19 protein-coding genes are annotated in these 16,865 nt (G+C 41.2%); 10 read left to right on the top strand and 9 right to left on the bottom strand.

What is annotated here, in order from left to right:
* Positions 1-112: 112 nt before the first annotated feature.
* The 3 genes from ACEW80_RS13200 (at position 113) to ACEW80_RS13190 (ending at position 2,110) form a co-directional block, all read left to right on the top strand.
* Positions 113-886, top strand: a complete 774-nt coding sequence (locus tag ACEW80_RS13200; protein ID WP_373527014.1) for a Uma2 family endonuclease — start codon at positions 113-115, stop codon at positions 884-886.
* A gap of 21 nt (positions 887-907) precedes the next feature.
* Positions 908-1,597, top strand: coding sequence for a hypothetical protein (locus ACEW80_RS13195; RefSeq protein ID WP_373527013.1), 690 nt, complete (start codon positions 908-910; stop codon positions 1,595-1,597).
* 69 nt (positions 1,598-1,666) lie between these two features.
* Entirely contained in the window at positions 1,667-2,110 is a 444-nt protein-coding gene (locus ACEW80_RS13190; protein WP_373527012.1) for a hypothetical protein, read from the top strand.
* Positions 2,111-2,366: 256 nt separating this feature from the next.
* Here the strand turns inward: ACEW80_RS13190 and hemH are convergent, their stop codons facing one another.
* On the bottom strand, positions 2,367-3,533 hold the full coding sequence (hemH, locus tag ACEW80_RS13185; RefSeq protein ID WP_373527011.1) for a ferrochelatase: 1,167 nt from the start codon (positions 3,531-3,533) through the stop codon (positions 2,367-2,369).
* A 94-nt stretch (positions 3,534-3,627) separates the two neighbouring features.
* On the opposite strand from hemH, the gene ACEW80_RS13180 reads away from it, so the two are divergent.
* The 4 genes from ACEW80_RS13180 (at position 3,628) to ACEW80_RS13165 (ending at position 6,092) form a co-directional block, all read left to right on the top strand.
* Positions 3,628-4,251, top strand: a complete 624-nt coding sequence (locus tag ACEW80_RS13180; protein WP_373527010.1) for a class I SAM-dependent methyltransferase — start codon at positions 3,628-3,630, stop codon at positions 4,249-4,251.
* A gap of 273 nt (positions 4,252-4,524) precedes the next feature.
* Positions 4,525-5,043: a DUF29 family protein gene (locus ACEW80_RS13175; RefSeq protein ID WP_373527009.1), complete on the top strand. Its 519-nt coding sequence runs from the start codon at positions 4,525-4,527 to the stop codon at positions 5,041-5,043.
* Between the two features lie 4 nt (positions 5,044-5,047).
* Positions 5,048-5,566, top strand: coding sequence for a DUF29 family protein (locus ACEW80_RS13170; RefSeq protein ID WP_373527008.1), 519 nt, complete (start codon positions 5,048-5,050; stop codon positions 5,564-5,566).
* A gap of 4 nt (positions 5,567-5,570) precedes the next feature.
* A complete protein-coding gene (locus ACEW80_RS13165; protein ID WP_373527007.1) occupies positions 5,571-6,092 on the top strand; it encodes a DUF29 family protein in 522 nt (173 codons plus the stop codon).
* Positions 6,093-6,111: 19 nt separating this feature from the next.
* On the opposite strand, the gene ACEW80_RS13160 is transcribed toward ACEW80_RS13165, so the two are convergent.
* Complete coding sequence (locus ACEW80_RS13160) at positions 6,112-7,341, bottom strand: hypothetical protein (RefSeq protein ID WP_373527006.1); 1,230 nt, start codon at positions 7,339-7,341, stop codon at positions 6,112-6,114.
* A gap of 38 nt (positions 7,342-7,379) precedes the next feature.
* Positions 7,380-8,453: an undecaprenyldiphospho-muramoylpentapeptide beta-N-acetylglucosaminyltransferase gene (gene murG / locus ACEW80_RS13155; protein WP_373527005.1), complete on the bottom strand. Its 1,074-nt coding sequence runs from the start codon at positions 8,451-8,453 to the stop codon at positions 7,380-7,382.
* Between the two features lie 85 nt (positions 8,454-8,538).
* On the opposite strand from murG, the gene ACEW80_RS13150 reads away from it, so the two are divergent.
* Positions 8,539-9,363 carry a nuclear transport factor 2 family protein gene (locus ACEW80_RS13150; protein WP_373527004.1) on the top strand — a complete coding sequence of 275 codons (825 nt, stop codon included), beginning with the start codon at positions 8,539-8,541 and terminating at the stop codon, positions 9,361-9,363.
* A gap of 269 nt (positions 9,364-9,632) precedes the next feature.
* Here ACEW80_RS13150 and ACEW80_RS13145 read toward each other — a convergent pair whose 3' ends face one another.
* Positions 9,633-10,067 carry a hypothetical protein gene (locus ACEW80_RS13145; protein ID WP_373527003.1) on the bottom strand — a complete coding sequence of 145 codons (435 nt, stop codon included), beginning with the start codon at positions 10,065-10,067 and terminating at the stop codon, positions 9,633-9,635.
* A 124-nt stretch (positions 10,068-10,191) separates the two neighbouring features.
* Here ACEW80_RS13145 and ACEW80_RS13140 point away from each other — a divergent pair, with 124 nt between their 5' ends.
* Positions 10,192-12,042, top strand: coding sequence for a S8 family peptidase (locus ACEW80_RS13140; protein WP_373527002.1), 1,851 nt, complete (start codon positions 10,192-10,194; stop codon positions 12,040-12,042).
* Positions 12,043-12,226: 184 nt separating this feature from the next.
* A complete protein-coding gene (locus tag ACEW80_RS13135; RefSeq protein WP_373527001.1) occupies positions 12,227-12,448 on the top strand; it encodes a hypothetical protein in 222 nt (73 codons plus the stop codon).
* Here the strand turns inward: ACEW80_RS13135 and ACEW80_RS13130 are convergent.
* The 5 genes from ACEW80_RS13130 to ACEW80_RS13110 all read right to left on the bottom strand — a co-directional run.
* Complete coding sequence (locus ACEW80_RS13130) at positions 12,445-12,768, bottom strand: thioredoxin family protein (protein ID WP_373527000.1); 324 nt, start codon at positions 12,766-12,768, stop codon at positions 12,445-12,447. The genes ACEW80_RS13135 and ACEW80_RS13130 overlap by 4 nt on opposite strands.
* Before the next feature lie 280 nt (positions 12,769-13,048).
* Positions 13,049-13,744, bottom strand: a complete 696-nt coding sequence (locus tag ACEW80_RS13125) for a response regulator (protein ID WP_373526999.1) — start codon at positions 13,742-13,744, stop codon at positions 13,049-13,051.
* Between the two features lie 32 nt (positions 13,745-13,776).
* On the bottom strand, positions 13,777-14,322 hold the full coding sequence (locus tag ACEW80_RS13120; RefSeq protein ID WP_373527015.1) for a WD40 repeat domain-containing protein: 546 nt from the start codon (positions 14,320-14,322) through the stop codon (positions 13,777-13,779).
* 85 nt (positions 14,323-14,407) lie between these two features.
* Positions 14,408-15,259: an Rpn family recombination-promoting nuclease/putative transposase gene (locus ACEW80_RS13115; protein WP_373526998.1), complete on the bottom strand. Its 852-nt coding sequence runs from the start codon at positions 15,257-15,259 to the stop codon at positions 14,408-14,410.
* Positions 15,260-15,325: 66 nt separating this feature from the next.
* A partial coding sequence (locus ACEW80_RS13110) for a glycoside hydrolase family 57 protein (RefSeq protein ID WP_373526997.1) occupies positions 15,326-16,865 on the bottom strand: 1,540 nt, incomplete at its 5' end.

The raw sequence follows: 16,865 nt of genomic DNA, 5'->3' as shown, positions 1-16,865 counted from the left end.
CATCGACCCTGAGAATATTTGAGCGCATCAGTAAATTCACAAAAACATTTTTCAGTTAAAATTTAGGCGTTGGATAGTTGCGGAATGAAAATAAATTGCGGAGCGATCGCTGATGTCTGAACTTGCTACTATAGAATTTATATCTGATGATATTTCAGAGGATGAAGTTATTTTTCCTCCTGGCGATATATATAGCGACGAACCACCCTTGGAAAGTGACCTGCACCGTGACCAAATCGACTTGCTGATTCGCATACTCAAATTATGGTGGCGAGAGCGACAAGATTTTTATGCTTCTGGCAACTTGACGATTTATTACAGTCCTAACCAGAAGAAATCAGAACATTTCCGAGGCCCAGACTTTTTTGTAGTTTTGGGAACCGAGAAAAAAGACCGTAAGAGTTGGGTAGTTTGGCAAGAAGATGGCAAGTATCCCAACGTGATTATAGAGATTTTGTCGAATTCAACGACAGCAGTTGATAAAGGTTTAAAAAAACAAGTTTACCAAGATACTTTTCGCACACCGGATTATTTCTGGTTTCATCCTGTAACAATGGAGTTTCAGGGATTTCATATACTTGATGGTAAGTATCAAGAAATTCAACCCACCACTGAGGGACATTTGTGGAGTCAGCAGTTAGAACTTTATTTAGGAATTTATGAAGGTAAATTAAGATTCTTTACTCCTGAAAATCAATTACTGCCATCATCTGAAGAACTAGCTGAACAAGAAACTTTACGTGCCCAACAAGCAGAAGAACGTGTACAACAGGCAGAAGAACGTGCACAACAGGCAGAGCAACAAATTGCTAGACTACGTGAGGTTTTAATAGCACAGGGTATCGACCCTGATGTTAATAACGATACTTTTAAAACATCCTCTTAGTACCTAAAAGTAGGGCATCGTTTGCAAGCAAAACAGATTAAGGAGAAGCTAAAGTACCTTACCCTCCAAGCCTCCTCGATAGATCCCAATTTAGCGAGAAGATTAGATGAAATCAATCGCTGGGTAAAGAATATTAAGCCAGGTTCCCTGACTGCTAAACCCTTTGTGATTGCCTTTCTGCTAGAGGTAATTACGGATTCTACAATTTGGCTGATAATCAAATCCTTACCTTCCGAAGAAGAACAAAAAGCCAAGTTCGATCTGATGACACCAATTGAAAGATATTGGTACAGTTATCTCTTTCCTAGATGGATTCATGCCAGCGACTCCAAGTTTTATATTTGGAAGCAGAAATTGATGTCAGGCGAATTTAATCAGGTTGATCATGATATTATTAAATCAATAGCCCAAGATATTGTTCAGCGAGAAGGTAGTTTTTGGCAGCGTTATATTGCCGACCTTTCTATGGCAACAGATTTAATCGTTAGTCGTAACAATCAACCACTGTGTATTCAAATTACCAGTGTGAGTGAAGAACTTAATCAACAAAAGTATCAAGCTTGGCAAAATACATTGCGATCGTGGGAAATCGAGAGAGGACTTTTCTTAAGTTACAATCCCAAGGATGCTAATTATGTTAACCAGTTAGTCAACGTGGCACTGCATAACAGTGATTACCTTTCTGGTGGTAAATATTTAAAATTTTCGTAAACTTTCAGGAATTTGATATTCCAGATTTGGATTCTAGCATACATAACTTACCTCCTCATTACAGGTTTTATGGCTAACAAAAGAGAAACTCACAGCTGCGACAATCAAGTAGATACATTTGCTGAAGCTTTAGCGACAGCCCGACAAATGCAGCAAAACTGGCTAACTTACGGGGTTGATTTTGTCAATTTTTACGTTGATGATGTAGATGGAGACTGGCTAGAAACGTGGGGAAATGACGAAATAGTAGGTAATTCTCGATTAGATGCTATTAAAGAATTTTTGATAAGTAAGGATAGTGTAGCTATCAAGGTAAGACAGGATTTAGGAGAGCGATCGCTGTTTGATTTCGCAGTAAACTTAGAAGAATCTTGGAGAATTTCCCAAACCAATGACAGGTTATCTGCTGTGATAAATCTGTTAACCGATGAAGAAAATAGTGTTGATACAGATGACGTTAAGTTATTAGATTTAGCAAATAGTCTGCTGGTAAAGTTGTCAGAGATTTTGTAAAATTTGGAATTATGTTATGGCAAATTGCTTCCAAAGGCTATTTACATTTGTTGCAAACGTTCAATTTTTTATTATGAGCACAGCATTTTGATTTCAGTACTAAGATAAAAAATGTGCTTATTTTATCTTTTTAACTGCGATTTTATACTTGATTTATCAAAACAGAATTCTTCTTCAATTTTTATTACTTGTGAGAAATTCAAGTTTCAGAGTGAAGAGTTAGGCAGAAAAATTTTAAATTCCTAACTCCTCTCATTTACTGCAAAAGTCCAATCAGATGCAAGAAGCCACGACCGGTAATCAGCTCGATGATTAAGGCAATAAAGCCCAGCATGGCAATCCGCCCATTCCATACTTCAGCACTGGTAGTTAGACCCCACTGCCACCCCTCTTTAGGGTACATTTTTACGATTTTTTTCATTTGGGCAGCTTGCGAAAGCTTAAAACTGGGGTTTTTCAGCGCATCAATCACTAAGTCTGCAAGTGCATTAATAAACACTGGATTGGTATTGGGAGCAGGTACGCGACGGAAGTTGTGAATTCCTGATTCTTCTGCTACTTCCCGATACTCAATATCAATTTCTTGTAGTGTTTCAATGTGTTCTGAAACAAAACTAATCGGCACGACAACCAAATCTTTTACGCCTTGTGCGCCTAGTTCTTTAAGAGCATCTTCAGTATAAGGTTGAAGCCATTCTACTGGGCCGACGCGACTTTGGTAAGCCAAGGTGTGGACATTGGGTCGATTGAGGGTTTGTATAATCAGGGCAGTACATTCCTCAATTTCTTGCTGGTAAGGGTCGCCAGCTTCTTCAACGTAGCTTTTAGGAACGCCGTGAGCGCTGAAGAATATATGAACTTCATTCGGGTTAGGAAACTGCTCAAGTTCCTGGGCTATGAGTTCCGCCATTGCTTGCAGGTAGCCTGGTTGCTTGTACCAGGAAGGAATAACGGTGTAATCAATGCCTTGAAGTTTTGGGTCTTCTTGCCAAAGCTTTTCTAAAAGCCGGAAGCTGGAACCACTGGTACTGATAGAAAACTGGGGATATAGTGGTAATATTACCAGATGTTCTATATTATCTTGGATGATCTGTGCGATCGCCTCTTCTGTATAGGGATGCCAATAACGCATTCCCACGTAGATATTAGCTTCTTGTCCCAAATAACCCAACTGTTTTCTTAGAGCTTCCCCTTGCTCTTCTGTGATTCGCCGCAGTGGGGAACCACCACCGATTTGCTTATAGTTTGCTTGAGATGTTTTAGTTCGCCGCGAGGCAATAAACCAAGCTAGGGGCTTTTGCAACCAGCTAAATGGTAGGCGAATGATTTCCGGATCGGAAAATAGGTTGTACAAAAACGGCCCGACATCTTCAAGCTTATCGGGGCCACCGAGATTGAGTAATAAGATGCCTACACGACCCATAGCAGTTACCTTCCCCCCAATCTTTTCAGGTTTTTTACTAATGTTAACAATATATCTTTATTAAAGATAAAGCTTAATAACAAGGAAATATGTAATGGCAACAATTTTAAGGGATTGGAGTTACCGCTATCAATGGTTATATGATAGCATCTCTCGTTTAGCAGCCTTTAGTGTAGGTGGTGAAACCCGTTTTCGGAAACTTGCTTTGCAAGACTTAATAATTCACTCAGATACTCAAGTCTTAGATTTATGTTGCGGTAGTGGTCAAACGACGCAATTTTTGGTAGAATTTTCACAAAATGTAACAGGATTGGATGCTTCACCCAAGTCTTTGCAACGAGCGCAGCAAAATGTACCATTAGCTTCTTATATCGAAGCTTTTGCCGAGGAGATGCCATTTGCAGATAATCTGTTTGATGTGGTGCATACCAGCGTCGCACTACACGAGATGCAGCCTCAGCAATTACGAAAAATTATTAATGAAGTTTATCGGGTGCTGAAGCCAGGCGGAGTGTTTACGTTAGTGGATTTTCACGCTCCGACAAATCCGATATTTTGGACTGGGATATCACTATTTTTGTTGTTGTTTGAAACGGAAACAGCTTGGGAATTATTGAAAACTGATTTGGTTGGATTGTTAACTGAGAATAAGTTTAAAGTGAGTCAGCCAATTTTATATGCAGGTGGTAGTTTGCAAGTGATACAGGCGAAGAAGTAAAGATACTGCATGAACAAGAGCAGGTAAGATACCTGCTCTATCAATGTTAAAGGTGGGTAATTGTTATATTCAAATTAGGGCGTTGTATATTTGCGAGATAATTTATGTCACGCAGAGGAGCCAGTGCGTTGGGCGGCTTTGCCGACTTGAAGCACCTGGCGTCGCGCAGAGACGCAGAGAGTATATGGAGTTTTAGATTTCAATACATAAAATTTAATCCCTTAATTCGGCAACGCCCAAATTAGTTATGATGAAATTTTGAGGTGACTAAAAATGACGCAGGAATTAATAGACCTCAGAACTTGTATTCAGGAAGGACGTTACGCAGATGCTTTGGTAATTGTTGATGAATTAGAGGGAATGAGTAAACAAGCTATTCTGCGAAATATCCAAGCTTATTTAAGGATTCTGCTGATTCATTTGATTAAGAACCAAGTAGAACAACGGTTAACAAATTCTTGGGTTGCTTCTATTCGGAATTCACTTATAGAAATTAAGAAACTCAATCTCAAAGACAATAAGAAATCCTATTATATCAATTTAACCGAATGGGATATCTATGTTGAAGATGAAATAGAATTAGCAGTGGGTGATGCCAGTGTAGAAGTTTTGAATGGAATGTACAATGAATTCCAACTGATTGAAATGGTAGATAGAAAGCAGATTATTCAGACTGCTTTGAAGTTTTTGGCGCTAACTTATTCTTATTCAGCTAGGGAGTTACGCGCAGTTGTGGCTGAAACTTTAACTCAGCTAATCGGTGGAGAAGATTGGAAAGCAGGTAGGCGGTGAAAAAATGACGCAAGAATTAATAGACCTCAAAAAGAGTATTTTGGAAGGACGTTATGCAGATGCTTTGGTAATTGTTGATGAATTAGAGGGAATGAGTAAACAAGCTATTCTGCGGAATATCCAAGCTTATTTAAGGATTCTGCTGATTCATTTGATTAAGAACCAACTAGAACAAAGGTTAACTGGTTCATGGGTAGCTTCTATTCGTAATTCAGTTCGAGAAATTAAAAAGCTGAATATCAAAGACAATAAAAAATCCTATTATATCAACTTAAACGAATGGGATACCTATATGGAAGATGAAATAGAAGCAGCAGTGCGTGATACTAGCGTGGAAGTTTTGAATGGAATGTACAATGAATTTCAACTGGTTGAAATGGTGGATAGAAAGCAGATTATTCAGACTGCTTTGAAGTTTTTGGCGCTAACTTACTCTTATTCAACTAAGGAGTTACCCGCAGCTGTGGCTGAAACTTTAACTCAGCTAGTCGGTGGAGAAGATTGGAAAGCAGGTAGGCGGTGAAAAAATGACGCAAGAATTAATAGACCTCAAAAAGAGTATTTTGGAAGGACGTTATGCAGATGCTTTGGCAATTGTTGATGAATTAGAGGGAATGAGTAAAAAGGCAATTCTGCGTCAGATTAAATCGTTTTTAAGGATTTTGCTGATTCATTTGATTAAGAACCAAGTAGAACAACGGTTAACAAATTCTTGGGTTGCTTCTATTCGCAATGCAATCCGCGAAATTAAAGAAGTGAATATCAAAGATAATAAAAAATCTTACTACATTGATTCAGATGAGTGGGAGAATTTCATAGAAGAGGAAGTTATTGAAGATGCAATCGCAGATGCTAGCGATGAAGTAATGAATGGTAAATTTACTCGCTCTCAGTTGTCAACAATGCTAAATAAAAACCAAATTTCAACTACAGCAATTAGTTTGCTGGCTTTAACATATACTTATTCGGCAAAGGAATTACCAGCGATTATGGATGATTATCTCAGTCAGCTAGCTGGTGGAAAAGATTGGATAAATCGGGAAAATTGAAGCGATCGCTTCCCAAATTTCACTTTTTTATTAAAAAATATGCTGTAGCATACTCAGGCAACTGGTTGATATACTGACCAAATTCTCTTTGATTCTTAAAAATCCCTGCTAAAAAATCGAGTTGATAAAGATTGGGTAAAAATGCTCCGCCTGTATCAGCCATAACTCCCATTTGCAGATGTTTGCGACCATTTTTATTATGTTCAATGACAATCACTTTACCTAAACCAATATTTAGAACATCCCCAGCAAAGGTTACTCCTGGTTTAATAGAAATTTTTGCATCTATTTTATATCCATAGCCTTTAATGGCATCAACCTCTCTAAAATACCAATAACGTTTTTGTGCTGTTGCTTTTAATCCGCGAATATAAGATATTCCATTATTTCTATCTACATTAAAAAATGCCTTATAACCATCTGTAAAGTTAATCAGTACTGTTCCTTGCATCAGAGCTTCTTCTAAGCCATTTCTGGTTAGATAAGCGAGACTTTTAACTTTCCCAAAGTCTCTACCACCTGGCTCATAAATCCCAGATAAAACATCCTGTTTCGTATATCTAGTATAGAACTTATCGTTATTAGAGTTTTCTTTTAAGCTATAAATTGCTGTATTAAAATTAGAACTTTTTTTGCGAGAACCGGAGTGAGTAAAGACAGCATATTTAGTAATTCTTAATTGTTTTTGGTTCTTATTTTTTTGGTTATAGGCAGTCCATTTGATCACTCGAAAATTTGTATTGATAAACTTAGGATCTTGTAAACGAGTCGCTCGATTATTAGCAATATCCTCCTTTAAAACAACAATCATGAAATCTAAAGTCTTAAGAACATCTGGCACAGTAACTCCTTGAGTGGAGAGCATTCCTGTACGCTGAATATCTGGGTCTTCCGAAGCGTAGTCTTGAAAATATTTTCTGGTATTAACGAGAACGGTTAATAAATCTTTTTGATTGAAGTTAACCTTAGAAATTGGCAGTTTAACTGGAGTCACAACCTGACTGCCATTAATGCTAAATTTATATTTTTTGAACTCATCGACAACTGGATAAGGTGCAGATGACGCTAACAAATTCTGCGGAATCTCATCAGATGTTTTTTGAGCAACAAGTTGAAGTGAAACGGGATTTTCTTGGGTTAATTGTTTAGTTTTTGACTGAGTATATAGATGATTACTGACCAAACTTACAACTAATAAAGCAGCACAACCTAGTGTAAAGCGAAATTTTTGGCTGAATAGGATTTTCATAACTGAAAGAATAAATTTCTAATACTAAATAATAAACGTTAAGTTTCGATCACCTCACGCACTAATTGCGCCAACTTTTGGGCACTATCGGGAACTGCGATCGCATGAGCTTTTTCTCCCATCTTTGCTAACTCTTCCGGTGAGTGCAACAAGTTCAACACATTACTTTGCAATGTTTGTGCCGTTAACTCCGATTGTTTCAGCGTTAACGCCGCACCAGTTTTTGTAAATACCTCTGCATTGTAGGATTGATGGTCTTCTGCGGCAAAGGGGTAAGGAATTAAAATCGCTGGCGTTCCACACACTGCTAATTCTGTCAAGCTACCGGCACCAGAACGAGTAATGGCTAAAGAAGCTCGTTGTAACAACGCTGCCATATTGTTGTAAAAAGGTAAGGCTATGTACTGTGGATGTTTGAGACTATCTGCTTCTGGATCGCGATCGCCAGTTAAATGTACTACATAAACACCAGCAGCAAACCAAGCATTCGCAGATTCGCGCACTAATTTATTGATGGCAACTGCGCCTTGGCTACCACCAAAGACGACAATTAAAGGAACACCATCAGGAATGGCTAAATCTAGTGGTGCATTAATTGCCCCGTCGAGGAATTGCTCTCTTACAGGAGTGCCAACACAGACATTTGTGCATCGTGGCAAATACTTAGCAGCTACTTCAAATCCTAAAGCTACCACACTACACCAAGGACCAAAAAAGCGAGTTACTTTCCCCGGTAAGGCGTTAGATTCGTGGAAAACCATCGGCAAACCGAGAGAACGCGCTGCAATCACGGCTGGCGCGGCAATATAGCCTCCTGTGGTAAACACTCCTTGAAAATTTCCCTGTTTAAGAATTCGTCTAACTTCCAGAATTGAACGAACGAGTTTACCCAAAATGCGAATCGAGGAGAGACCAAACCCTTGCTGAAACCCTTCAACTGCAATAGTATTCAAGGGATACTCTTTAGGGACAAGTTGAGTTTCTAGCCGATTGGGTACTCCCAACCATTCAATCTCATAATCTGGAAGTTTTTGAGCCAGGGCGATCGCTGGAAACAAATGTCCACCAGTCCCACTGGCAGCTATTAATAATCGTATCGGTGCGTTTATCAATCAAACCTCTACCCTTTAGCGCCTAATTTAACTAAGATAAAACAATTTCCTTACCTTCTCTAATCAAATCAGTAAATTCTTACCAATGACTAACATTATTGCCGCCTTAGTGAGACACCAACTCAGATTATCAACCAGCATCGGGTTGATTTCCTTCCTGCTGACACTTGGTTTAACAAGTGATTGGCAACGCACTCAAGCGACTACACCACAGCAATTAGTCCAAAATGTACCAGCCAATCTGACAAACCTGTTGACACAAATTGATGCAGCCGCAAGCCAAGGCAATGTTCAAGGGGTGTTGCAATTCTACAGCCCCAATTTTATTCATGGGGATGGGTTAAACCGCCAAACCCTAGAAAAGTCCTTGATTTCACTCTGGCAACGATATCCTAAATTACAATACTCTACAAAACTGCTATCTTCAAAACCTGAAGGTAATGCCATCATCGCCGAAACAGAAACAAAGATCACTGGCTTACCCTCCGGTAATGGTAATAATATGACTCTCAATGCCACAATTAAATCGCGTCAGCGCATTACAGGCGGAAAAATCGTCCGCCAAGATATTTTGTCAGAACGCACCCAACTTACCTCTGGAAGCAAGCCACCGAAAATTGATATTAAATTACCGCAGCAGGTGAAAGTTGGTCAGAAGTATAATTTTGATGCGATCGTTCAAGAGCCACTTGGTGATGATTTTCTACTAGGAACAGCGCTAGAGGAGCCTATTCAAGCAAATAAGTTTCTCAACCCCACATCAGTAGATTTGGAATTACTTACATCTGGTGGACTGTTTAAAGTCGGAAAAGCACCACTTACTCCTGGTAGCCAATGGATTTCTGCTGTCATCCTGCGAGGCAATGGGATGACGATGGTAATTCAGCGCCTGCAAGTGGTAAAGAAGTAGTGTCACGAGTGTCTGAATTACTCGAATGAGTGCAGGATTTACTGAAATAAGTAAGTCAAATAAGCTTTTGAGTAAGTTAGATGAGCTTTTGCTTACGGAAAATACCAAAATTAGTAATCAAACTGGGGTTTGAGTAAGTCAAATAAGCTTTTACTTGCGGAAAACACTAAAATGAGTAAGCAAACTGGGGTTTGAGTAAGTCAAATGAGCTTTGACTTATTAAATTTGACTTTATGTATTTTTCAGATGAAGTAATACCGTTTAAATAATTACTGATTTTGTGGCGATCGCAAGCCTTGTAATACTAAGAGCAAAAATTTACCCCATTCCGCCGCCAAAGGGATTTCTGTAAACGGAACCCGCACTGAGTTAGTAGATTCCGAAAATAGAAATTCTAACTCTATAGAACGACCTTTATCCGGTGGATTTTCAACATCTACAGATTTGCCATCTATCAAAAGGTAGATTTGCTGGACATGAAGTAGAGAGAATGTTTCTAATTTAATCGGCCCTTGAGGCGTGGGTTTTCCCCAAGTTAAATTGTTGCCTTTTTGACCCAACACAGCATAAATATCATACTTAGCCCGTTCAAATTGCTCTGCCCAGGTGCGATAGGCTTCAACTTTTTGATATTCCTTCGAGCCTTGCCAAGCCAACCAGAAAAATATTACTAACAGGGGCAACCACAAAAGACCGCGTTCCATCGTTTATAAAATTCCTGAATAATGATGAAGTAAAACTTGTAACTAAAAGTGCAAAATCCCCCAATAAGGGATGCAGATAAGTTATGGTAGTGAGAAAACTGGCAAAAAGCGGTGATGAGTTTATATGAAAAAGCTTATATTGTTGTGCCTATTTGTCATTGGGCTGGGATCTGCCATATTTGGTTTCCTGAATTTTCAGGGATTGGCAGCTAAAGGAGAGTTTGAGACGATTTTGCTTGATTTTCGGGAAGATATTCCATCATCTGTAGTGGAACAGAATTTGCAAGCGATCGCCAAACAATACAACCTTACACCCCAATTAGACAACAAGTTTTCTAAAAAAGATAATGTGTATATTATCAAGGGCGATCGGCAGCGACTTCAAGAACTGAAAAAATCTAAATTTGCCCAAGCTACAGAATTCATTGAGCCAAATTACATCTACACAAAGATTCCCCAACCAGGTGAAGCCGCTTGGTTAGGAGAATTTTTGCGACCTCAAGAAGATGATGAAACAAGTCCCTCATTAACTGGCCCCAATGACCAATATTACAGCAAGCAGTGGAACTTGCACCAAATCGGCATTGAAGGCGCATGGAGTCAAACCAAAGGCAGTGGGATCACAGTTGCGGTAATTGACACTGGGATTACCAAAGTGCGGGACTTGTATGAGACAAAATTCGTCAAAGGCTATGATTTTGTTAACGACCGAGAAGAAGCCAAGGACGATAACGGACACGGTACTCATGTTGCCGGAACTATTGCCCAAGCCACAAATAATAAATATGGTGTAGCTGGAATTGCCTACGAAGCCAGTCTGATGCCGTTAAAGGTACTTAGTTCCTATGGAGGTGGTACCGTTGCCGATATTGCCGAAGCGATTAAATTTGCTGCTGATAAAAACGCAGATGTGATTAATATGAGCTTAGGCGGTAGCGGTGAAAGCCAATTGATGAAAGAAGCGATCGCTTATGCCCATCGAAAAGGGGTAGTTATTATTGCCGCAGCCGGAAATGAAAGCGCCAATGGTGCAAGCTATCCAGCCCGCTATCCCTACGTAATCGGCGTTTCGGCAATTGGCCCAGATGGCGAAAAAGCGCCTTATTCTAACTTTGGTGCAGGGGTAGATATCTCTGCTCCTGGTGGTAGTGAAGCTGGTAAGATTCTCCAAGAAACTATCGACGAAAAGGGCGAAGCGGTATTTTTGGGCTTCCAGGGTACAAGCATGGCTTCTCCACACGTTGCTGGTGTTGCAGCATTAATCAAAGCTGCTGGCATCAAAGAACCAGATGAAGTTTTAAAAGTCCTCAAGCAGTCGGCGCGAGTTATCCAGGATGATGGTTTAAACTATTATGGCGCTGGACAACTCAATGCCGAAGCAGCAGTCAAACTAGCCTTCGCAGGGCAAATCAGTTTCACAGATTTCTTCCGATGGTTACGGGATAATGGCTATTTTAACCCCGGCTTTTGGATTGATGGTGGTGCGATCGCGCTGTTACCTAAGATTTTAATGGTAGTTGGTTCCTATCTGCTAGCTTGGTTTTTACGGGTTTACTTCCCATTCACTTGGAGTTGGTCTTTATCCAGTGGCTTAATTGCTGGCAGTTCTGGGTTATTCTTCCTCAAAGGAATCTATATCTTTGATCTTCCCCAGTGGCCTTTGCGAGTTTTGGGTAGTTCAATTCCCGAACTAGGCAATACCCTCCAGGGAACTGATGCCTTGAATCCCCTGTTTGCCAGCGTACTAATTCCCATTGTGTTAATGGCATTGCTACTAGGACATCCTAGCTGGAAATGGTTTGCCATTGGTTCAACCTTAGGTGTAGCAGCGTGCTTGACAGTAAGCGCGTTTTACAATCCAGCAGTTTGGGGTTTAGGAAGTGAGAACTTAGCGCGCCTCTTCCTCATCGTCAATGCCCTAATTTGTTATGGACTTGCTCGTTTAGCATTGAAAAACGAAGAAAAAATCGCATAAATGGAAAATGGGGCATTGGGCATTGGGCATTGGGCATTGGAATGAATTTTTATAACTCCTAACTCCCCACTCCCCACTCCTTACTCAGCTTGCTCCAATTCGCGCCGGAACTGGCTTGATTCTACTCAACTCCCCACTCCCCACTCCTTACTCAGCACTCAGCACCCTTAACTCATCACTGTTTATGATTACACTTACAGGCACAATCCAACATCGTGATATTGGCACAGGCGCATGGGCGTTAGTCACAGAAGAAGGCGTTACTTACGAAATCCTCAGAGGGGCTGACAAAGACTTACTTAAAGCTGGACAAAAAGCAAAGGTTAAAGGACAGGTGCGTGAAGATATTATGACAGCTGCCATGATTGGCCCTGTCCTAGAGGTCAAATCTTTTGAGGTAATTTAGTTCTGACTTGCTGTAAAATCTAGAACCTCTTGAAGACGACTTCTAAACTCACCTTTGGGATGACCCCCTTTTACCTCACCCACAATCTGAAATTCTCCTTCTGGAGAATTGCAGATAATGTAAGTAGGCCATCCCATTTCTGATTTATCAGGATACTGAGTCAATAAAATTTTGCGATACTTGCGGTAAGCAGCCGTATCTTGCATTTTTACATCGATAAATTCTAAACCCAGTTCCTCAGTCACCTTTTTGTCATAAAAAGACATTTTGTGGCAGATGCCGCACTCTTCTGAAGAGAACTTAATTACAGCTAAACTCATGGGTTGCCGACCTTACGGTGAGACAAAATACTTTAGAAAGACTACATAATAAAGATTGTAGCAATTTATGGTAAAACAAAAAGAGCCTTTATCGGTCTTTCGGCAGGCTCAGGGTAAGACCTGCGTTGCCCTGAGCAATTTGACAGGTGTAACAGTTAGCCCTTCGACAAGCTCAGGGTAAGACTTGTCGAACTGCTGACTATATATAACACTTGCTGTTTGCGTAGCGTCTCGTAGAGAAAGTCCAAACTGCTCAGTACAAGTGCTCAATACCCAATGTCTATTTAGCAAGACCATGTTCTAGAGCAAAACGAACTAACTCTGTACGGCTATTGGTGCCGGTTTTACTAAACAAACGACTGACATACTTTTCTACATTGCGGACACTGGTTTCTAAGCGACGGGCGATTTCTTTGTTCATCAACCCTTCAGCGACTAAGTTTAAAACACTTTGTTCTCTAGGGGTCAAATCAATTTTGAAAGGGGCTGGGGATAGGGAAATAGCATTTCTTTGAGTTAACAATGCCTTGATTTGGGCAATCTGATTGGCTAGTTCAGCAAGATCAGGGGTTTCAGCGCCATCTCCCGTAGTTGAAGCTTTGGCGGCGCGGCGGGCTAGCAAATTTTCGACTATGGCCACTAACTCATCCGGATCGAAGGGTTTGGGTAGATAGGCATCAACACTAGCATGATAGCCTTGGATGCGATCGCCTGTCATGCCTTTAGCGGTTAAAAATACCACCGGAAGCGCTTGGAATCGGGGGTCATCTCGCATTTGCTTGAGGAACTGATAGCCATCTACCTGAGGCATCATCACATCGGAAATCACTAAATCAGGTGTATTCATCTGCATCCATTCCCAACCTTCAAGGGCGTTACTGGCGACTTGAACGCTGAAACCGCTCTCTTGCAAATAATCTTTCACGGCTTCCCGTATTCCTGGTTCATCATCCACCAGTAACAATTGTGCTGACATTTAAAATTACCTTGAGTTTATCTTTTTCCAATTTAGCGAAAGTTGACAAGCATTGAACAGCCTGAATTTACCTCTACCGCCCCCAAAGCTTGTAAAGTTGACATCTCTGCCTCAGTCAACCCTTCAACATCTGTAATAATTGTGCCTTCATAAGGGCGATCTGGCCGCAAAGTTGTCCAGCATTTCCCTGTAGCAATATGCCAACAATTGATCGTTTCATCCTGGCTACCGCTGAGGAGAGTTTGCTCGTCTGGACTCAAACTGAGTGACCATACCCAATTTTGGTGATTCTCTAGTGTAGCAAGGCAGTGTCCAGTAGCCAGATGCCAAATTTTGATGGTGCGTAGGCGTAGCCCGTCGTAGACATCACTACTACTGCTAATCATGCGGCTATTGTCAGCAGTGAACAGAATACAGACAATTTGTCCGGTATGCCCGTGGAATATCCGAAGACAGCTTCCGGTGTGAATGTCCCACAGTTTGACGGTCTGCTCATCACCACCAGTGGCAACATATTGATGATCTGGACTGACGGCAACTGCCCAAACGCGGTTTAAGTCTGCTTCCCAAGTATGCAGACATTCTCCTATCTTAACATCCCACTGTTTAGAGGAGAGAAGCGATCGCTTAGGTAATTTTTGCTTGATAGCGATGCTGCCTGTGCTACTCTAATATGCTGAACCAAGTTTCTAAATCTGCGATCGCCTGAAAATCTAACAATGCTTCACCAAGATTTTCTAATTGTTCTAAGGAGAGAGCTTCAATCCGTTCTAGTACTGGTTGGGATAATTCTCCCACGCGACGAGTAAGTTGACGGAGAATGAGCGATCGTTCTCCTTCTTGTCGTCCTCGTAGTTCGCCTCGTTGTTCTCCTCGTTGTTCCCCTTCTGCTAGAATTTCCTGATAAATTACTGACTCGCGCATCATACCCTCCCGAAATAATTGTTGAATCAAGTCCTTTTTATATTTTAACCCCGCTAAGATTTGAGTATAGGTGGAGATTTCTGGTCGTTGTTCTGGCTCAAGTTGATTCACTCGTTCCACAACTTTTTGCAACAAGGCTTGGGGTTGGGTGGTTGCTGTTAGTGGTGCTAATGGTAACAATGCTGGCTCATTGAGAAATAGTTCAGGATTTTCTAACCACATGGAAATTACACGATATTCGTGACGGGTGTTTTCAACACTGAAGACGGTTTCAATGACTGTTTCTGCTGTAGGAGGAAGTAATAAGACGACAACTTGCGTGATTGGCAAACGATACAACCGATATAACCGTACCCAATAATCGAGCATCCGCAGGGGTAGAGGTGGTATCGATTCGAGTTTGGTTTGAAATTCTAAATGGAGAATGCGTTCTTGTAGTTGTAAGAATGTGACGTAATCAGCGCGAATTGGTTCGATACTCAATTCAGTTTTGAGGACTGTGACAGCAGTTTGGGGTGTTCCTAATACCCAACTGGCAAAGGTAACGGGGTGTTTTTCCGACAGGAGTTTGCACAGGTTATCAAAGGACATTAATTAATGATGGACATTCTCACTACTAATATAAGGTGGGTGTTGCCCACCCTACTTTGTATAAAACTATAACGGACGGTAAACGCGATAGTTGATTTCAGGGAAGATATTATCCATTAACTCAACTTTTTCCAGCCAACCACTGTCAATTTTGCCGATTTTAACGTCTTCGTAGAGCTTATTGAACCGCATCAGATGCGATCGCGTTCGTCTAACTGCATAAGGTACCATTGTTCCCGTCCGCATAATAAATGCCCAGTCAGAAGATTGTGCTAATAACAATTCCCGCGCTGCTTGGTTCAAGGCTTTCCACCCCAACTCATCCTCCGGTTCCAGGTGCGATATTTCAATCATCCGTTCTGGGGCTTTGTGCAAATGCGGATAAACCCACGCATTTGTTTCATTCAACCAATACTCGTGGAAACCCTTGAAACCCCAACTGGATTGTGAAGGACGACAGACTTGCTGCGTTGGATGCGATCGCAAATAATCTGCCAAGTGGGTCATTTGATATGTTCCTTGGTCATACCACGACTTACGGAATAAATAATCAATAAACCAGGGACCTTCATACCACCAATGTCCAAATAACTCTGCGTCATAGGGCGAAACGATAATTGGCGGCCGCTGCATTATACCATACAGATGCTCGGCTTGCCGTTCTCGGTTATACATAAAGTTAGCAGCGTGTTCAGCTGCCTTTTCTTTAGCCCAATAAGGATCGTAGAGTGCCTTATCTGAAAGTCCTAAGCCACGCCCAGTAATTTTGTGATACTTAATACCCGTATTTTTCCGCTGACCATTGGGCATGATATAGGGCTTGATGTACTCATATTCTGCTTCCCAGCCCAAATCTTTGTAAAATTCCCGATATTCCGCCGCCCCAGGATAGCCTACCTCAGAAGACCATACCTGTTGGGACGATTCCTGATCTCGACCAAAGACAGCAACACCAGTTTCTGTATAAATTGGGGCATAAGTGCCAAAGCGCGGACGGGGACGGGAGTAAAGGATGCCGTGTCCATCGGTAAGGAAGTAGCGTAACCCAGCATCGGCTAGCATCCGTTCTAAACCTTCATAGTAGGCGCATTCAGGCAACCAAATACCTCTGGGTGCTTGTCCAAAGGTTTGCTCGTAATGTTCGCAGGCTACCTGAATTTGCGCCCATACTGCTTGGGGATACATTTTCATCAACGGCAAATAGCCGTGAGTAGCGCCGCAAGTGATGATTTCCAGGTTGTTACTGTCTTGGAGCTGCTTAAAAGCTGTCACCAAGTCACCCTTGTAGCGTTCCCATAGCTGACGCGCTTCCTTAAACTCAGTAATGTAATGTTCGGCTAAATAACGAAGATGCCCATTATTGATATTATGTTCTGCTTCTAGTTGTATAAGTTCTTCTAGTTGGGTTAAGTGTGCGTCATAGCGTTCTTGAAGCAGAGGATCACGAAGCATCGACACTAAAGGTGGTGTCATACTCATCGTGATTTTAAAGTCGATACCGTCTCGCTTTAAGCCTTCAAATACTTTCAATAAGGGGATGTAAGTTTCTGTGATGGCTTCATAGAGCCATTCTTCCTCCAGCACGTAGTCACTTTCCGGGTGACGA

This window comes from Nostoc sp., assembly GCF_041747015.1.
Lineage (GTDB): Bacteria > Cyanobacteriota > Cyanobacteriia > Cyanobacteriales > Nostocaceae > Nostoc.
Note: the sequence above shows the minus strand (reverse complement) of the source record. Positions and strands in the feature narration are given on the sequence as shown.

Coding starts and splice junctions, on each gene's coding strand:
- ACEW80_RS13135 (WP_373527001.1), top strand. CDS start 12,227: ATGATTACACTTACAGGCACAATCCAACATCGTGATATTGGCACAGGC.
- ACEW80_RS13170 (WP_373527008.1), top strand. CDS start 5,048: ATGACGCAAGAATTAATAGACCTCAAAAAGAGTATTTTGGAAGGACGT.
- ACEW80_RS13145 (WP_373527003.1), bottom strand. CDS start 10,067: ATGGAACGCGGTCTTTTGTGGTTGCCCCTGTTAGTAATATTTTTCTGG.
- ACEW80_RS13115 (WP_373526998.1), bottom strand. CDS start 15,259: ATGTCCTTTGATAACCTGTGCAAACTCCTGTCGGAAAAACACCCCGTT.
- ACEW80_RS13165 (WP_373527007.1), top strand. CDS start 5,571: ATGACGCAAGAATTAATAGACCTCAAAAAGAGTATTTTGGAAGGACGT.
- ACEW80_RS13180 (WP_373527010.1), top strand. CDS start 3,628: ATGGCAACAATTTTAAGGGATTGGAGTTACCGCTATCAATGGTTATAT.
- ACEW80_RS13190 (WP_373527012.1), top strand. CDS start 1,667: ATGGCTAACAAAAGAGAAACTCACAGCTGCGACAATCAAGTAGATACA.
- ACEW80_RS13160 (WP_373527006.1), bottom strand. CDS start 7,341: ATGAAAATCCTATTCAGCCAAAAATTTCGCTTTACACTAGGTTGTGCT.
- ACEW80_RS13125 (WP_373526999.1), bottom strand. CDS start 13,744: ATGTCAGCACAATTGTTACTGGTGGATGATGAACCAGGAATACGGGAA.
- ACEW80_RS13140 (WP_373527002.1), top strand. CDS start 10,192: ATGAAAAAGCTTATATTGTTGTGCCTATTTGTCATTGGGCTGGGATCT.
- hemH (WP_373527011.1), bottom strand. CDS start 3,533: ATGGGTCGTGTAGGCATCTTATTACTCAATCTCGGTGGCCCCGATAAG.
- ACEW80_RS13200 (WP_373527014.1), top strand. CDS start 113: ATGTCTGAACTTGCTACTATAGAATTTATATCTGATGATATTTCAGAG.
- ACEW80_RS13130 (WP_373527000.1), bottom strand. CDS start 12,768: ATGAGTTTAGCTGTAATTAAGTTCTCTTCAGAAGAGTGCGGCATCTGC.
- ACEW80_RS13150 (WP_373527004.1), top strand. CDS start 8,539: ATGACTAACATTATTGCCGCCTTAGTGAGACACCAACTCAGATTATCA.
- ACEW80_RS13175 (WP_373527009.1), top strand. CDS start 4,525: ATGACGCAGGAATTAATAGACCTCAGAACTTGTATTCAGGAAGGACGT.